The following is a 14,961-nucleotide window of genomic DNA, read 5'->3' as shown; positions in this document are numbered from 1 at the left end:
GGCTGCCAAGGTTCGTGGGGCAGCCGGTACTTACTTACGAATGGACGGGAACTTAGTCTTCAAAATAGGTATAGCCACTGAGTCCGGCATGTAGCTGTGCCAGATAGTCAGCTTTAGTCGCCTCATCAACCGCCAGTGCAGAGATTTGCGTGGTAAAATTCTCTGCCAGTGCGGCTTTGTCATAGTGTACAAATCTCAGTACATCTTCAACGCTGTCGCCTTTGATGGCATTGCTCAGCTCGTAGCCTGACTGAGTGAGTTCCACATGAACCGAATCGGTATCGCCAAACAGGTTGTGCAAGTCGCCGAGGATTTCCTGATATGCCCCCACCATAAACATTGCAATATGGTACTGCTCACCCGGCTGATAAGGCGGAATAGGCAAGCTGGATTCAATCCCCGCCCCTTCTACGTACTCCCGGATCTGGCCGTCTGAATCACAAGTGATATCCTGAATCACCGCACGTTGAGTCAGAGGTTGGTCCAGCGCCGCGATAGGCATTACCGGGAACAGCTGCTGGATCCCCCAGACATCCGGTAAGGACTGGAATAACGAGAAGTTCACAAACAGCTTATCCGCCAGCTTTTCATTGAGCTCGTCCAGCACTTCGCGGTGCGAGCGCGAATGAATATTCAGGCATTCTTTGACTCTTTGTAAGATAGTGAAATACAGCTGCTCAATTTGTGCCCATTGCTGCATGCCAATCAGGCCATGAACATATTGATCATGACCATCACCAAACAGGTGCATGGCATCATGGTATGTTTCTATCGCCAGTCTGGGAGTCAGCCTTTGCAATGATAACCACAGCTCCTGCTGGATATGGTGTGCTGATTGCGTTGGCGCACTGGGGTTGACCTGATAAGGCGCTTTTTCCACGTCAATCACGTCGGTGATTAGCACTGCATGGTGTGCCGTCAATGCTCGGCCGGATTCAGTGATAATATCCGGATGACGCAACCCGTGCTGCTCTGCCACCTCGGCAAAGGCACCGACCACGTTACGGGCATATTCCGCCACCGTGTAGTTCATTGAGCAGGCGCTGCGAGAGCCGGACCCTTCGTAATCCACGCCCAGGCCACCACCCACATCGACTGTTTTCAATGGCACACCCAACTGAGACAGCTCGGCATAGTGGCGGGCACACTCGCGCAGTGCACGCTGAATGTCACGGATATTGGCGATTTGCGAGCCAATGTGGAAGTGCACCAGTTGCATTAAGTGCAGTTTGCCTTGCGCTTTGAGCTTGTCCACCGCACTGAGTACCTGACTGGCTGTCAGACCAAACTTCCCTTTTTCTCCGCCTGTGTTCTGCCATTTTCCTTTGCCAATGGAATTGAGACGAATACGAATGCCAATGGCCGGCTCAATGCCCAGAGTCGAGATCTCCTTGAGCAAAGTATCCAGCTCAGAGAGCTTTTCAATCACGATCTGCACTTTATGGCCCATCGCCTGACCGATCATCGCCAGGCGCAGGAACTCGCTGTCTTTGTAACCATTGCAAACAATGGTGATGGGATCTTTGGCAATGCCCAGTATCGCCATGAGTTCGGGTTTAGACCCGGCTTCAAGACCAACCAGGCCGCTCGGATGTGCCAGTAACTTACTGACTACGGAGCGTTGCTGATTCACCTTGATAGGATAAACACAAGTGTATTGCCCCTGATAAGATTTGGCTGCAGTTGCCTGTGAAAAAGCCTGTGTCATGGTCTCGACGCGGCTATTGAGAATATCGGTAAATCGTACCAGCACGGGCAAAGTCAGGCCTTGCTCCTTGAAGCGCTCGGTTAACTCAACCAATGAAATAGCCGGTTTTGCGCGATCGCCATCGGGATAGGCAACCAGCTCCCCCTGCTCATTGATGTCAAAATATCCTTCACTCCAGTGAGTGACGTTATAAGTAGCACGTGCGGTTTGCAAACCCCAGGTCATGGCAATCTCTATTAACTAGCTTTACAGACTGCATATTTTAATACTTAAGGCCAAGATGTGACAATCTTTTGCCAGACCAAGCAACAAAACAGGCCCGTCATTTTGGCGAGCTTTGCTGGCCGAACTACTTTCTCGCCTTGTTTTGTTCCTAACCGAGTCGTCGTTTATGCGCTAAAATAGATTGAGCTGGGGCGAAAGCGCTGGCAAAATCTCTGAAAATTACATCTGCATGAAGGCAACAATGTCAAATTTAGAAGCAAACCGCTGGTTTACTGAGATCAGCGACCGTGATGGCAGCGCGTTCTCATTGCGCGTCAACCGTAAACTGGACGAGATCCAGTCGCCATTTCAGAATGTTGAAATGTACGAGACCACAGATTTTGGTAATCTGATGATCATCGACGGCTGTACTATGGTCAGTACCCGGGAAAACTTTTTCTATCATGAGATGATGAGCCACCCGGCTTTGTTTTCTCATCCGGCACCCAAGAATGTAGTGATCATCGGTGGTGGTGACTGCGGTACGCTACGTGAAGTACTCAAACACCCGGACGTAGAAACCGTGACTCAAATCGACATTGACGAAGTCGTTACGCAAATGTCATTAAAGTATTTTCCTGAACTGTGTGCCTCTAACGATGACCCGCGCGCCACCGTGATGTTTGATGATGGCATCAAATATATGCACAACGCAGCGCCAGAATCCGTTGATGTGGTTATTGTCGATGGTACCGATCCGGTTGGACCTGGCGAGGGCCTGTTTAACCATGCATTTTATACCAGCTGCCTGAAAGCACTGCGTCCGGGCGGTATTTTGGTTCAGCAAAGCGAGTCTCCACTGATGCACATGACCTTGCTAAAAGAAATGCGCCAGGCCATGCTGGATGTTGGCTTTGTTGATCTGCAAACCCTGCCATTCCCGCAACCTATCTACCCAAGTGGTCTGTGGTCAGCAACACTGGCACGTAAAGGCGAGATGTTTAACGGCTTCCGCGAACAGGATGCCGAACAAGCTGGCTTTGACACCGAGTACTACAACACCGGAGTACACAAAGGTGCGCTGGCAACCCCTGGGTTTATGCGCCGTGCTTTTGAAAGCAAAGATTAATACCTGCTCACTGGCAGCGTTTGTCCAGACATAAAAAAACCCGGCATCTGCCGGGTTTTTTGTTTTTTGCCTGTCAGTTATTCCTGATGGTACTGACGGCTGAATTCATGTACGGCGTTAATAAACACGCCTGCATTCTCAGGGTCCACATCTGGAGTAATACCATGACCCAGATTGAACACATGTCCTGATCCCTGACCATAGCCAGACAGGATATGCTGTACCTCTTCACGAATACGCTCTGGTGTACCGTGCAACATAGACGGGTCCATATTGCCTTGCAGTGCGACTTTGTCACCCACACGGCGTCTAGCATCAGCGATGTCGATTGTCCAGTCCAGGCCAACCGCATCACAGCCCGTTGCCGCAATGGCTTCAATCCACTGGCCGCCATTTTTGGTGAACAAAGTGACCGGTACTTTACGACCATCGTTTTCACGGATCAGACCATCTACGATCTTATGCATGTATTGTAGCGAGAATTCCTTGTAGTCGCGTGGGCTTAGCACCCCACCCCATGAGTCAAAGATCATCAGAGACTGAGCACCAGCTTTGACCTGTGCATTCAGGTAGTCAATGACGGAATCCGCGACTTTATCGAGTAGCAGGTGCAAGGTCTTAGGCTCCGCAAACGCCATTTTCTTGATCTTGCCAAAGGTCTTGCTGCTGCCGCCCTCAATCATATAGGTCGCCAGTGTCCACGGCGAGCCTGAGAACCCGATTAACGGCACTTCGCCTTTGAGTTCACGACGGATAGTGCTCACGGCGTTCATCACGTAGCCCAGCTCATCGGTTGGATCCAGCTTAGGCAGCTTTTGCACATCGCTCAGCGAGCTGATTGGACGTTCGAATTTAGGGCCTTCCCCTGTTTCAAAGTACAGACCCAGTCCCATCGCATCCGGAATAGTCAGGATATCGCTGAATAAGATCGCCGCATCAAGCGGGTAACGACGCAATGGCTGCAGGGTAACTTCACACGCCAGTTCCGCGTTTTTACACAGACTCATAAAGTCGCCGGCTTGCGCACGGGTCGCTCGGTATTCAGGAAGATAGCGACCAGCCTGACGCATCATCCAAACGGGCGTAACATCTACGGGTTGCTTCATCAACGCGCGCAGGTAACGATCATTTTTCAACTCGCTCATAGCGTAATTTCATTCCAATGCTGTAAAAATTGCTCAGATTGTATCATTAACTTGAATACGTCACTATTGAAACAGCATGCAAATTCCCGTCAGTATGATCTGGATTAACAGAACTCAGAGAGAGCGGTCACTTTTCACCCAACACGCGTAAAATTAAAACCCTTTTACTTCAACAAATTACAAACCAGACTTAAAACACTCGATTAAACTGTTTGCAACAAGGGTAAAAGCTTGCTATAAATTTGCTGCGCTAAGAAGAATAAAAACACCTTTAAAACCAATAATAATAAAGCTCTATTGCTAAACTGCATTGATAGCCGCTCAGGAATACCACCTGAGGCGGCTTTTTTGTTTAACTTTTTTAAACATATCTTCAGTCACCCTACCCAATACTTAACTGTTTGACCTGTAAACAAGAGTTATTACCGAACCTACATCAGAAACACTTCCTGCAAATTGCTCACTTGGTAAAAAAAGAGGTTGACCTTTGCATCAGTTTTCCTTTTTATAGAGGTCAGATAAACAATTTCGGCATAACCGGTTTTCGGTGTTTACTATCAAGTTTTGACCCCATTTTGGGTCAATCTGTGCCGATGTTTTTGGCAAGCCACGGGCAGATAATGACCCGCTAAGGAGATAACTATGCTGTCACGCTTAGAACAAGCCCAACAAAGGTGGGGAGGTAGCCATAGCGTTATCGACAACTGGTTAGCTGAGCGACAGGAGCTTTTGCTGCTGTATTGTAAAGTCGCAGGACTGTCACCTTTCGAACAAGATGACCACGCCCTGCCTGACCAGCTACAGATCCAGACTTTTTGTCAGATCCTGATGGATTACCTGTCAGCCGGGCACTTTGAAATTTATGATAACCTGGTCGCAGCCTGTAAAGAAAAAGGCCCGCAAAGCCTGAAACTGGCGCAGTCTCTGTATCCTAGGATCACAGATACAACCGACCTGGCACTGGACTTCAACGACAAGTACGCAGAAATGCAATCAGATAATCTGATGTCTGATTTTGATAAGGATCTCTCTGAGCTGGGAGAAGCACTGGAATTGCGCTTTGCACTCGAAGATGAGTTGATTGACAACCTCTACGCCAACCACAGTGAAGACTGATATACGTTGATTGAAGACCCAATAAAAAAGGACCGCTCAGGTCCTTTTTTATTGTCTGTTTTATCAGCCCCACCGATAGACGAGGCTGGAACAACACAACATATTACTCAGAGTCGTGTGCGTGACCGTGGTCTTTCTCTTCCTGGATTTCAAGTAGCTCTACTTCGAATACCAGTGTTGAGTTAGCAGGGATTTTACCCAGGTTACGTTCGCCGTAGCCCAGCTCTGAAGGGATAGTGAACTTATACTTAGAACCAACTGCCATTAGCTGCAGACCTTCAGTCCAGCCAGCGATAACCTGGTTCAGAGGGAAAGTTGCAGGCTGGTTGCGTGAGTAAGAGCTGTCAAATTCAGAACCGTCCAGCAAAGTACCTTTGTAGTGTACTTTAACGATGTCAGTGGCGACTGGTTTTTTACCTTCGCCTTCGCTCAGTACTTCATACTGAAGACCTGATTCGGTTACAGTCACACCGTCTTTCTTAGCGTTTGCGGCCAGGTACTCAGCGCCTTCCGCTTTGTTCTTCTCAGCATCTGCTTGTGCTTTTGCAGTTTGCTTTTCACGTACAGATGAATCTAATGCAGTCAGCACTTCACGAATTTTCGCTTCGTCCAGCTTTGCATTGCCATCCAGCGCATCTTTGAAACCACGCATGATCAAAGCCTGGTCTAACTCAATACCCAGCTCTTTTTTGTCTGCCATGTCTTTTTGCAGGAAGTTACCAACCGATGCACCGATACCATAAGCCTGCTGCTGAACTTCTGTTTCCAGCTTCACTTCTTCAACTTTGGCAGTTTTTTCTTCTGCTTTTTGATTACAAGCGGTCAGTGCCAGAACTGCGGCAGCCACTAAAGATAACTTAATTGTGTGTTTCATGTTTTCTCTCCGACAAACCCAGGCTCAGAGTGCGACAATCACTATCCTGGTTGGGTGTCTTTGTTAAAATTATATTAATCTTAAAAAGGGTGGATGCCACATTAACATCCGAAGCGCATAAAGCCAAATTTCTCTAATTTGACATAAAATTCATTTCGTGATCGGCGACATTCATGTACCGATAGGCTAATATCTGTTGAGCGGCCTCTGCAAATTACCCACTAGTCTACTCGGTGCAAATCATGGAGTTAAGAGGAAATACCGAATTTATGCCCAAAAATTTACGGCACAATACAAAATATGCCTTATTACTCATCACTTCATCACTATCTGGCTGTTCAGGGGACAGCTCTGACGCCCTGTTAACCGTCGAACATGCCGCCCGAGGTGCATTCGCCGCCGCTATTTCACACGATGGGCGTTACAGTTTAGTGTCATCCATCGAACATGGGGTGGTTTTATGGGACAACACCACACATGGACTAAAATATCAGTGGTCCCAGTCTCAACAGGCCGATGAACTGGTTCACTCACTGGCCATTGCCCACGATAACTCCAGCGCCGTCACAGCGGCCAATGATCGCTTTGCCATCTGGCGTTTATCTGACGGCCAGAATATTGGCTATTACCAGATAGAACAAGGCACCATCAGAGACATCGCAATCAGCAACGAAGGTCGCTATGTCCTATACGGACGCAGCGACAACGTCGTCGTACATCTCGACTTAGATAGCGGCAGGCGCATAGAGTTCCTTGGTCACCAAGAAAAAATTAATAGTATTGCGTTGTCACCCAATGGCCACTTCGCATTAAGTGGCGCCAACGATTACAGTGCTTACTTTTGGGACACCCGTACCGGGCAGGTGATCCACCGTTTTAACCACCCCAGCCGGGTCACTAAAGTCGCGCTGGATCCCGAGGGACGTTATGCCTTTACCGCTGACAGTATGAAAAAGGCCAGTATCTGGCAGCTCACTTCAGGTGAAATCAAAGCGCAATTACAGTATATTGCGCGACAAAAGATATTCAGTGCCGTGCGCTTTAATCAGGATGGGCGGTTAATTGCAACAGGCTCACCAAACCGACAACTCACCCTGTGGCAGGTTGAAGACGGTGAAAAACTCGCTACCTGGCGCGTAAAACCAAGGCAGGGGAGCCGCCCCAAGTCTGCCGTTGTCTTTGATGTCGCATTTACAGGAGACGATGCAACCCTGCTGACAGAAAGTTCCAGCGGCCTGTTAGAACAATTTGCAAGAGAGTAACCATGACAGACCTCGAAAATCGTGTTAATGAGCTGGAAGCCAAAGTGGCGTTTCAGGACGATACCATAGAGACTTTAAACAATGAGCTGAGTGCGCATCAGGTACGCCTTGCCAAAATGCAGCGCCAGATTGAATTACTGGCTGAAAAGATTAAAGAAGGTAAAGACTCGGGTATGATGCCGCAGCATCAGGAGCCGCCTCCGCCACACTATTGATAGTGCTACGGAGCCGTTCTGGCTCCGATTATTCAGGTCTGAACACACCAATAACCTGTTCAAACTGGCGCGTTGAAGCCTGAACAGCCTCTTTCGGTTGCGTCATGATATGACCACACTTCACACATTCAACCTTTTCCACGTCGTGCTCTTTGTACAACATCATGACGTCTGCTTCATGACATTCAGGGCAGGATGCTCCTGCAATAAAGCGCTTTTTCTTTCTCACCTTTAGTTACCTCAGGTTTGTGGTTCAGTTTACAACTCACAGTATGGGCACAGCGCCCTCTCCGTGTATTTTATCCTATATTACTCACTGTTGATACGCTTGGAGTGTCTTCGGGGATCCGTGTTATGATGAGCGCACTATCAAACAGTGATGTAACGGTATGATCCAGCTTTCGACTATTGAACTTATGCGCGGTGGTAAAACACTGCTGAAAAATGCCAGTGCCACCTTATTCCCACAGCACAAAGTGGGTTTGGTCGGGGCCAATGGCTGTGGCAAGTCCTCCCTATTTGCTTTGCTCAAATCAGAATTACACCTGGATGCGGGCGAGTTACAAATCCCGAAAGACTGGTCCATTGCATCTGTAAAACAGGAAACCCCGGCACTGGCTGTCAGTGCACTGGAATACGTGCTGCAGGGTCATCCGGAATACTATGCCCTGCGTAGTGCGCTGCACAGTGCCGAAGCATCCGGCGATGGTGCCGAACAGGCGCGCTTGCATCAGCAGATAGAAGTGGTTGGCGGCTATGGTATTGAAGCCAAAGCGGGAGAACTACTGCATGGCTTAGGGTTTAGTAATGCACAACTCAGCGATGCTGTGAGCGCGTTTTCCGGGGGCTGGCGAATGCGTCTGAACCTCGCTCAGGCACTGATCCGCGATGCCGATCTGTTACTGCTGGATGAGCCAACCAACCACCTTGATCTCGATGCTGTATACTGGCTGGAGCGTTTCTTAAAAGCCTACCAGGGCACGTTAGTGCTGATCTCACACGACCGTGAATTCCTTGATGCCGTGGTCGATCAGATCTGGCATGTCGACCAGCAACAGCTCAATGTGTATAAAGGTCACTACTCGCAGTTTGAGCGCCAAAAGGCCGAGCGCATGGCGCAGCAACAGGCGTTGTACGAAAAACAACAAGCTACCATTGCTCACCTGGAGCAGTTTATTACCCGTTTCAAAGCCAAAGCGAGTAAAGCCAAACAAGCACAGAGCCGGGTTAAAGCGCTGGAACGGATGGAAAAACTGGCCCCCGCTCATGCCGACTCGCCGTTCAGTTTTGAGTTTAGCAACCCGGACAATATGCCTAACCCACTGATGACACTGGATCAGGCTCAGGCCGGATATGGCGATGTGACTATCTTACACAAGATCAAACTCAACCTGGTGCCAGGCAGCCGCATTGCCCTGTTGGGCCGTAACGGCGCCGGTAAGTCAACGCTTATCAAACTGCTCGCAGGTGAGCTATCCCCGCAGGCAGGGGAAGTCTTTCAGCATCAGGGGCTGAAAATTGGGTATTTCGCCCAGCACCAGCTGGAGTCGTTGGATCTTTCTGCCAGTGCGGTAACCCACTTACAACGTCTTGATCCTCAGGCCAGCGAGCAATCATTGCGCGATTTTCTGGGGGGATTTGCGTTTAATGGCGACAAAGCGCTGGAGCCGGTCAAGCCGTTTTCCGGTGGTGAAAAAGCGCGTCTGGTGCTGGCCATGCTGGTCTATCAAAAGCCTAACCTGTTATTGCTGGATGAGCCAACCAACCACCTGGATCTGGAGATGCGCCATGCGCTGGTCATGGCACTGCAAGGCTTTGAAGGTGCAATGGTCACCGTCTCGCACGATCGCCACATGCTTAAACACACCGCAGACGAGTATTACCTGGTTGATCAGGGCGAGGTGAGTGCATTTGGCTATGACCTGGATGCCTATTACCAGTGGCTACTCAACGTCAATAAAGAAGCGGTGCGCAAAGACAGCTGTGAAGACAAAGCCCACTCGAGCGTGAACCGTAAAGAGCAGAAACGCCTGGAAGCCGAGTTCCGCAAGGCTGTTCAACCGCTGAAGAAATCGATAGATAAGCTCGAAAAAGAGCTGGATAAGCTCAGCGCTGCCCTTGGCGAAGTGGAAACGGCATTGGCCGACAACGACCTGTACTCAGAGCAAAATAAAGGCAAACTCAGTGAGATGCTGGCTCAACAGGCCAAGCTGACACCTCAGCTGAATGACACCGAGGAAGCCCTGTTACTGGCGCTTGAAGAGCTGGAAGAGAAACAGGCTCACTTCGAGCAAAGTGGCGAAATATGCTAGATGCCGAAGAGTTCTGGAGCTATGCCTGCACGCACTATGCCCGTGCAGGTATGCAGGACGCACTACTCACGCTACAAGAGGCTGAACACAAAAATGTGAACCTGATTTTGTTGCTGATGTATCTCGACGAACTCGGTATCACGCTCACAGCTGAGCAGTTTGCAGAACTGTGCACGGAGTGCGAAGCATTTGACCGCTGCGTTTTGCACCCCCAACGTAAAGTACGCGCCACACTGAAGCAACAGCATAAGCACTACCAGGCTTATGCTGAACTGCGTCAGCACATGCTCAAAGCGGAGCTGGCCCAGGAGAAGCTGCAACAGTCTCTGCTTATCGACTACCTTAATCAACACCCTCTGCAGCAAAACCCAACACCAGACAATCTAAATCACTACCTGACACCCGCTCAACAAGCCTGCATCCCCACAAAAACATGATCGGGATCAAGCAATTTACCAAGTCCCGCGTGGGCACTGGTGAAACTTGATCTTGATCATATCTGCCTTGTGAGTGCTCGACTAAGATTACCTCATCGACAAATCAGGAGGCACAGACATGAACGTATTCTTCAGAGACTTTTTTACTGACCCAGTGTTATTTCTCTCTTTCGGCATCTTGGGCGTGGTAATCGTACTGTGTTGTTTCTACGTCTACTATTTCATCAAGAAAGTGCAAGAAGCAGAAGTACCTGAGTAACAGTCGACACTCTTTTATGTTATTCGAAACATGTTGTTAAAACGTTAAGCAATTAGTTCCCGTTCTAGAATTAAGCACGACGCACAAAGCACCTTATCAGCCCTGCTGGTCGGGTGCTTTTTATTATACCAATTTCACTTAATACCTGTTCAATTTGACGGAGCAAATATGACGCTAACGGCGTTAAAAATTTCTCATTTAGAACAACTAAATAGCAAAATTTTCGCCTTGTTATCGACCATATTTTCTCGCCTCAAAATAGAACACTTAATTAAGCAAATTGGTATTACCCGAACATTTTTTGGGTTATTTCCCTCAGTTTGATACACTGATCCCATTTCAGGCTCATCATACCAGTCTCGCCAATATCGCGGACAACACAGAAACAAACCACAATGCTACTCAGGGTATGAGCTTCGCCGTTGCAGAGGTATTTACAGGAAATACGAACCACATGTTAAAGCCGTCAGAGTTAACCTTTCAACCCGCCTGGTGGATGCGTAATCGCCACTTGCAAACCATTTTGCCTCGCCTGTTCAGACCCACTCTGAAAGCCAATGTACGCTATGAGCATCTCGACACACCCGACGATGACTTTTTGGAACTCGCGTGGGCAAAAAATGCAGATGAACACGCTCCCTTGGTTGTGGTCTTGCATGGACTCGAAGGTAATATCAACAGCTTCTACGCAAAGGGTTTACTACGTGCATTGACTGCCACCGGGTTGGATGCCGTCCTGATGCATTTCCGCAACTGTTCACGTCAGGTGAATCGCCAGCCCAGAGCCTATCACAGTGGCGAAACGGGCGACCTAGACTTTTTGCTCCGCACTTTGAGGCAACGTTTTGCAGAGCGCCCAATATACGCCGTGGGATTCTCACTCGGTGGCAATGTATTGGCCAAATATTTAGGTGAACAAGGTCGTAATAGTCAGCTCGATGGTGCTGCCGTGATCTCTGCGCCCTATCATTTGTCCTCCTCGTGCCAGGTGATCCGAAAAAGTTGTTTTAAACTGTATCAAAAGTATTTGCTGGATCGCATGAAGCGATCGTTCGCCCGTAAGTTTGATCAGATAGAGCACGCCTTACAGATCGGCCGCGACGAGATACAACAGATCCGCGATCTGTGGCAATTTGATGAGCGGATCACGGCGCCATTGCACGGCTTTAAAGGCGCTGAAGATTACTACGCCAAGGCCAGTGCTCAACCCTATCTAAAACAGATAGCCACACCAACCTTGCTGATCCACGCAGCCGATGATCCTATGCTATCGAGCCGTGCAGTGCCCACTCAGGCTCAGATCAGTGATCAGGTTACCCTGGCCGTGTCACAGCGTGGCGGACATGTGGGCTTTATTTCAGGCCGTAATCCTTTTAAGCCGGTTTTCTGGCTTGAGCAGATCATACCGGCCTATTTGCATTCATTACACACTCATCGAGTTTAAGAAATTTATGATCATTCCATATCAACAACTGGACCCAACCACATTGAGCAATCTGATTGAACACTATGTGTTGCGTGAAGGCACCGACTATGGTGACAATGAAGTCAGCACAGAGCGCAAGGTCGAGCAGGTTCACGCTCAACTCAAATCGGGTGAAGCTCTGCTTGTTTATTCCGAGCTACACGAGTCGGTGAATATTGTTTCAAAAGCTCAGTTCCACGCCATGCAGACACAGGAATACGACTACGAATAAATGCGGTCAGCCAGCCTGGCTGACCGACAGAATGAATTGTAGATAAGCACCAACTTGCTACAATCGATACACACTACAAAGAATAATAAGGTCAATCCATGAAGTTACCCGCTACACTCTGCGCACTGGCTTTAAGCCTGTCGAACGCCTATGCCAACGATATTCAGGCGTCTGAGCGCGCCAGACACATCGCGAAGCAAAATATTCTGATCGATACCCACATTGATGTGCCCTATCGTATTCTGGAGCACTGGGAAGATGTGACAAAAGCCACCAAAAGCGGCGACTTCGACTACCCTCGTGCTGTGCAAGGTGGATTGAATGCGCCGTTTATGTCGATCTACATTCCTGCTAATCTGGAATTTGAGGGTAAAGGCAAGAGTTACCAGCTGGCTAACCAGCTGATCGACGGGATGGAAGCGCTGGCACAACGTGCACCAGACAAGTTTGCCATGGCCTACAATACCAAAGACATATTTCGCCACTTCCGTGAAAAGAAAATCTCTGTCGCTATGGGCATGGAGAACGGCTCGCCTATCGAAGGCGATATGGCCAACCTGAAGCATTTCTTCGACCGTGGTGTGCGTTACATCACACTGGCCCACTCGCAAAGCAACCATATTTCCGACTCATCATACGATATTCGCCGCAAGTGGAAAGGCCTGAGCCCATTTGGTAAAGAGCTGGTCGCAGAAATGAACAAGATTGGCATGTTGATCGACGTTTCCCATATCTCAGATGCTGCGTTTTATCAGGTAATGGAGTTGTCAAAAGTGCCTGTGATTGCCTCACACTCATCCTTGCGTAAATACACACCAGGTTTTGAGCGCAATATGGATGACAAGATGCTTAAAGCACTGAAAAAGAATGGTGGTGTGATTCAGATTAACTTTGGTTCCAGCTTTGTTACCAGCAGCTCACGCGCTTGGTACGACCAACGTAATGAGGCAGAAGCGCAGGCCACCAGTCAGGGCAAGAGTAAAACCGATTTCAGAGCGGCTTATCGGGCGAAAAACCCGTTTCCTTTCGCGACCCTAGAACAAGTACTCGATCACATTGATCACGTGGTTAAGCTGATCGGCATAGACCATGTAGGCATTGGTTCAGACTATGACGGTGTAGGTGATTCATTACCTATCGGGCTAAAAGATGTTTCGACGTACCCGAACCTGGTTCAGGGACTGCTAGATCGTAACTACACCGAAGGTCAGATCAAGAAAATCCTCGGCGGTAACACCCTGCGTGTATGGCGACAGGCTGAAGAGTACGCCAGACAGTTTTAATACAGTCTCTACTTTCCTATTTCGGAGGCTGCCCGGCAGCTTCCCGAATTAAACTCTCTCAGTTCAGACTCTACGATGCGCACCCTCAACTTTATACAAAATAACAACAATCACAAATAGCTATTTACAACTGTGCAATTAAAGTGCTAACTTCAATTCGCTAGAAAGGAATTTTTTAACTCTAGCCAATGAAAATCAAATAATAATTTAGTTGTTTAGGGAAATGAAAATGAAACTATCACTACACAAGAAAAGCTTGAAAAAACTGAACGCATCTCAGGATCTTAATCGTAATGCAACACCGAATGTGGCTGGCGGCGATTATAACAACACGCTTACCTGCAGAACGCTATACCCTGGAGGTACTTGCCGTGATACTGTGGACTGTCCATCTGGTGGATGTAACCACTCGGATCTTATGAGCTGCAACAGAACAGATTACAGCTGTCTGTGTTAATGCAGGTCACAGGTCCTGACGCGTGTGTGTGAACACACGCATTTAAATACTCACCACACCGAACGAATACCAAGCCTAGGGCATGGAAAGACATTAACTGCCCAACCCACCACAGATTAGACATAAAATTGTGCTGAATCATAAAATTGTGCTGAATGTTACAAAGCTGGATTAATGAAGAGTAAACCGACAACATTCGGCCTTACCACTAAAAAGTGATTTCGGGAGACCTTGATTTATGAAGAGTGAATCGACGACCTTCGGCGTTACCACATAAGGAAGTGGTTGCGGGAGCCCTTGATTTATGAAGAGTGAACCGACGACCTTCGGCGTTACCACATAAGGAAGTGGTTGCGGGAGACCTTGATTTATGAAGAGTGAATCGACGACCTTCGGCGTTACCATAAAAGGAAGTGTTTTCGGTAGACCTTGATTTATGAAAAGTGAACCGACGATATTCGACGTTACCACATAAGGAAGTAGTTGCGGGAGCCTTTGATTTATGAAGAGTGAACCGACGATATTCGACGTTACCACATAAGGAAGTGGTTGCGGGAGACCTTGATTTATGAAGAGTGAATCGACGACCTTCGGCGTTACCACATAAGGAAGTGGTTGCGGGAGCCGGATTTGAACCGACGACCTTCGGGTTATGAGCCCGACGAGCTACCAGGCTGCTCCATCCCGCGCCTGTATTTTCAGTGTTTTACTTCTACTTAAAGAAGTTGGTAGTCAGATTTGAACCGACGACCTTCATTCGTTACCACTTAGAAAGTGGTTGCGGGAGCCGGATTTGAACCGACGACCTTCGGGTTATGAGCCCGACGAGCTACCAGGCTGCTCCATCCCGCGCCTGTATTTTC

At 48.6% G+C, this 14,961-nt stretch carries 15 protein-coding genes and 2 tRNA genes; 11 read left to right on the top strand and 6 right to left on the bottom strand.

Annotation, left to right across the window (positions count from 1 at the left end):
* Positions 1-52: 52 nt before the first annotated feature.
* Positions 53-1,933, bottom strand: a complete 1,881-nt coding sequence (gene speA / locus ACXAH1_RS22335) for a biosynthetic arginine decarboxylase (RefSeq protein ID WP_475199767.1) — start codon at positions 1,931-1,933, stop codon at positions 53-55.
* Between the two features lie 241 nt (positions 1,934-2,174).
* Here speA and speE point away from each other — a divergent pair, with 241 nt between their 5' ends.
* On the top strand, positions 2,175-3,041 hold the full coding sequence (speE, locus tag ACXAH1_RS22330; protein ID WP_475199765.1) for a polyamine aminopropyltransferase: 867 nt from the start codon (positions 2,175-2,177) through the stop codon (positions 3,039-3,041).
* Positions 3,042-3,118: 77 nt separating this feature from the next.
* Here the strand turns inward: speE and hemE are convergent, their stop codons facing one another.
* Positions 3,119-4,186 (bottom strand): uroporphyrinogen decarboxylase, encoded by a 1,068-nt coding sequence (gene hemE, locus ACXAH1_RS22325; RefSeq protein WP_046006930.1) that lies wholly within the window; start codon positions 4,184-4,186, stop codon positions 3,119-3,121.
* A 642-nt stretch (positions 4,187-4,828) separates the two neighbouring features.
* Here hemE and ACXAH1_RS22320 point away from each other — a divergent pair.
* Positions 4,829-5,302 carry an Rsd/AlgQ family anti-sigma factor gene (locus ACXAH1_RS22320; protein WP_054017636.1) on the top strand — a complete coding sequence of 158 codons (474 nt, stop codon included), beginning with the start codon at positions 4,829-4,831 and terminating at the stop codon, positions 5,300-5,302.
* A gap of 103 nt (positions 5,303-5,405) precedes the next feature.
* On the opposite strand, the gene fkpA is transcribed toward ACXAH1_RS22320, so the two are convergent.
* On the bottom strand, positions 5,406-6,176 hold the full coding sequence (gene fkpA / locus ACXAH1_RS22315; RefSeq protein ID WP_475199762.1) for an FKBP-type peptidyl-prolyl cis-trans isomerase: 771 nt from the start codon (positions 6,174-6,176) through the stop codon (positions 5,406-5,408).
* Positions 6,177-6,445: 269 nt separating this feature from the next.
* On the opposite strand from fkpA, the gene ACXAH1_RS22310 reads away from it, so the two are divergent.
* Together ACXAH1_RS22310 and ACXAH1_RS22305 are read left to right on the top strand one after the other, a co-directional pair.
* Entirely contained in the window at positions 6,446-7,438 is a 993-nt protein-coding gene (locus tag ACXAH1_RS22310; protein ID WP_138549640.1) for a WD40 repeat domain-containing protein, read from the top strand.
* Positions 7,439-7,440: 2 nt separating this feature from the next.
* Positions 7,441-7,653, top strand: a complete 213-nt coding sequence (locus ACXAH1_RS22305; protein ID WP_475199760.1) for a SlyX family protein — start codon at positions 7,441-7,443, stop codon at positions 7,651-7,653.
* 28 nt (positions 7,654-7,681) lie between these two features.
* Here ACXAH1_RS22305 and ACXAH1_RS22300 read toward each other — a convergent pair whose 3' ends face one another.
* Positions 7,682-7,882: a YheV family putative zinc ribbon protein gene (locus ACXAH1_RS22300; RefSeq protein WP_010386993.1), complete on the bottom strand. Its 201-nt coding sequence runs from the start codon at positions 7,880-7,882 to the stop codon at positions 7,682-7,684.
* A gap of 160 nt (positions 7,883-8,042) precedes the next feature.
* Between ACXAH1_RS22300 and ACXAH1_RS22295 the strand changes: the two genes are divergently transcribed.
* The 7 genes from ACXAH1_RS22295 (at position 8,043) to ACXAH1_RS22265 (ending at position 14,063) form a co-directional block, all read left to right on the top strand.
* Complete coding sequence (locus ACXAH1_RS22295) at positions 8,043-9,965, top strand: ATP-binding cassette domain-containing protein (protein WP_475199758.1); 1,923 nt, start codon at positions 8,043-8,045, stop codon at positions 9,963-9,965.
* On the top strand, positions 9,959-10,402 hold the full coding sequence (locus ACXAH1_RS22290) for a TIGR02444 family protein (RefSeq protein ID WP_475199756.1): 444 nt from the start codon (positions 9,959-9,961) through the stop codon (positions 10,400-10,402). The genes ACXAH1_RS22295 and ACXAH1_RS22290 overlap by 7 nt, the downstream gene beginning before the upstream one ends.
* A gap of 118 nt (positions 10,403-10,520) precedes the next feature.
* Complete coding sequence (locus ACXAH1_RS22285) at positions 10,521-10,661, top strand: DUF3149 domain-containing protein (RefSeq protein WP_010386996.1); 141 nt, start codon at positions 10,521-10,523, stop codon at positions 10,659-10,661.
* 454 nt (positions 10,662-11,115) lie between these two features.
* Positions 11,116-12,105: a hydrolase gene (locus ACXAH1_RS22280; RefSeq protein ID WP_475199818.1), complete on the top strand. Its 990-nt coding sequence runs from the start codon at positions 11,116-11,118 to the stop codon at positions 12,103-12,105.
* Positions 12,106-12,112: 7 nt separating this feature from the next.
* A complete protein-coding gene (locus tag ACXAH1_RS22275) occupies positions 12,113-12,358 on the top strand; it encodes a YheU family protein (RefSeq protein WP_475199754.1) in 246 nt (81 codons plus the stop codon).
* A gap of 98 nt (positions 12,359-12,456) precedes the next feature.
* Positions 12,457-13,641, top strand: coding sequence for a dipeptidase (locus ACXAH1_RS22270; protein ID WP_475199752.1), 1,185 nt, complete (start codon positions 12,457-12,459; stop codon positions 13,639-13,641).
* Positions 13,642-13,934: 293 nt separating this feature from the next.
* Positions 13,935-14,063 (top strand): hypothetical protein, encoded by a 129-nt coding sequence (locus ACXAH1_RS22265; RefSeq protein WP_268795184.1) that lies wholly within the window; start codon positions 13,935-13,937, stop codon positions 14,061-14,063.
* Positions 14,064-14,710: 647 nt separating this feature from the next.
* Here the strand turns inward: ACXAH1_RS22265 and ACXAH1_RS22260 are convergent.
* Positions 14,711-14,787 (bottom strand) — tRNA-Met (locus ACXAH1_RS22260).
* Positions 14,788-14,873: 86 nt separating this feature from the next.
* Positions 14,874-14,950: transfer RNA gene (locus ACXAH1_RS22255), tRNA-Met, on the bottom strand.
* Positions 14,951-14,961 lie beyond the last annotated feature (11 nt).

It is taken from the genome of Pseudoalteromonas sp. AWH4_217 (assembly GCF_056161105.1).
This window is presented reverse-complemented; position numbering and strand designations above follow the sequence as displayed.

What these genes read in the sequence shown, in the direction of transcription:
- ACXAH1_RS22285 (WP_010386996.1), top strand. Translation starts at nt 10,521, where the DNA reads ATGAACGTATTCTTCAGAGACTTTTTTACTGACCCAGTGTTATTTCTC.
- speE (WP_475199765.1), top strand. Translation starts at nt 2,175, where the DNA reads ATGTCAAATTTAGAAGCAAACCGCTGGTTTACTGAGATCAGCGACCGT.
- ACXAH1_RS22305 (WP_475199760.1), top strand. Translation starts at nt 7,441, where the DNA reads ATGACAGACCTCGAAAATCGTGTTAATGAGCTGGAAGCCAAAGTGGCG.
- ACXAH1_RS22320 (WP_054017636.1), top strand. Translation starts at nt 4,829, where the DNA reads ATGCTGTCACGCTTAGAACAAGCCCAACAAAGGTGGGGAGGTAGCCAT.
- ACXAH1_RS22265 (WP_268795184.1), top strand. Translation starts at nt 13,935, where the DNA reads ATGCAACACCGAATGTGGCTGGCGGCGATTATAACAACACGCTTACCT.
- ACXAH1_RS22280 (WP_475199818.1), top strand. Translation starts at nt 11,116, where the DNA reads ATGTTAAAGCCGTCAGAGTTAACCTTTCAACCCGCCTGGTGGATGCGT.
- speA (WP_475199767.1), bottom strand. Translation starts at nt 1,933, where the DNA reads ATGACCTGGGGTTTGCAAACCGCACGTGCTACTTATAACGTCACTCAC.
- hemE (WP_046006930.1), bottom strand. Translation starts at nt 4,186, where the DNA reads ATGAGCGAGTTGAAAAATGATCGTTACCTGCGCGCGTTGATGAAGCAA.
- ACXAH1_RS22290 (WP_475199756.1), top strand. Translation starts at nt 9,959, where the DNA reads ATGCTAGATGCCGAAGAGTTCTGGAGCTATGCCTGCACGCACTATGCC.
- ACXAH1_RS22295 (WP_475199758.1), top strand. Translation starts at nt 8,043, where the DNA reads ATGATCCAGCTTTCGACTATTGAACTTATGCGCGGTGGTAAAACACTG.
- fkpA (WP_475199762.1), bottom strand. Translation starts at nt 6,176, where the DNA reads ATGAAACACACAATTAAGTTATCTTTAGTGGCTGCCGCAGTTCTGGCA.
- ACXAH1_RS22270 (WP_475199752.1), top strand. Translation starts at nt 12,457, where the DNA reads ATGAAGTTACCCGCTACACTCTGCGCACTGGCTTTAAGCCTGTCGAAC.
- ACXAH1_RS22310 (WP_138549640.1), top strand. Translation starts at nt 6,446, where the DNA reads ATGCCCAAAAATTTACGGCACAATACAAAATATGCCTTATTACTCATC.
- ACXAH1_RS22275 (WP_475199754.1), top strand. Translation starts at nt 12,113, where the DNA reads ATGATCATTCCATATCAACAACTGGACCCAACCACATTGAGCAATCTG.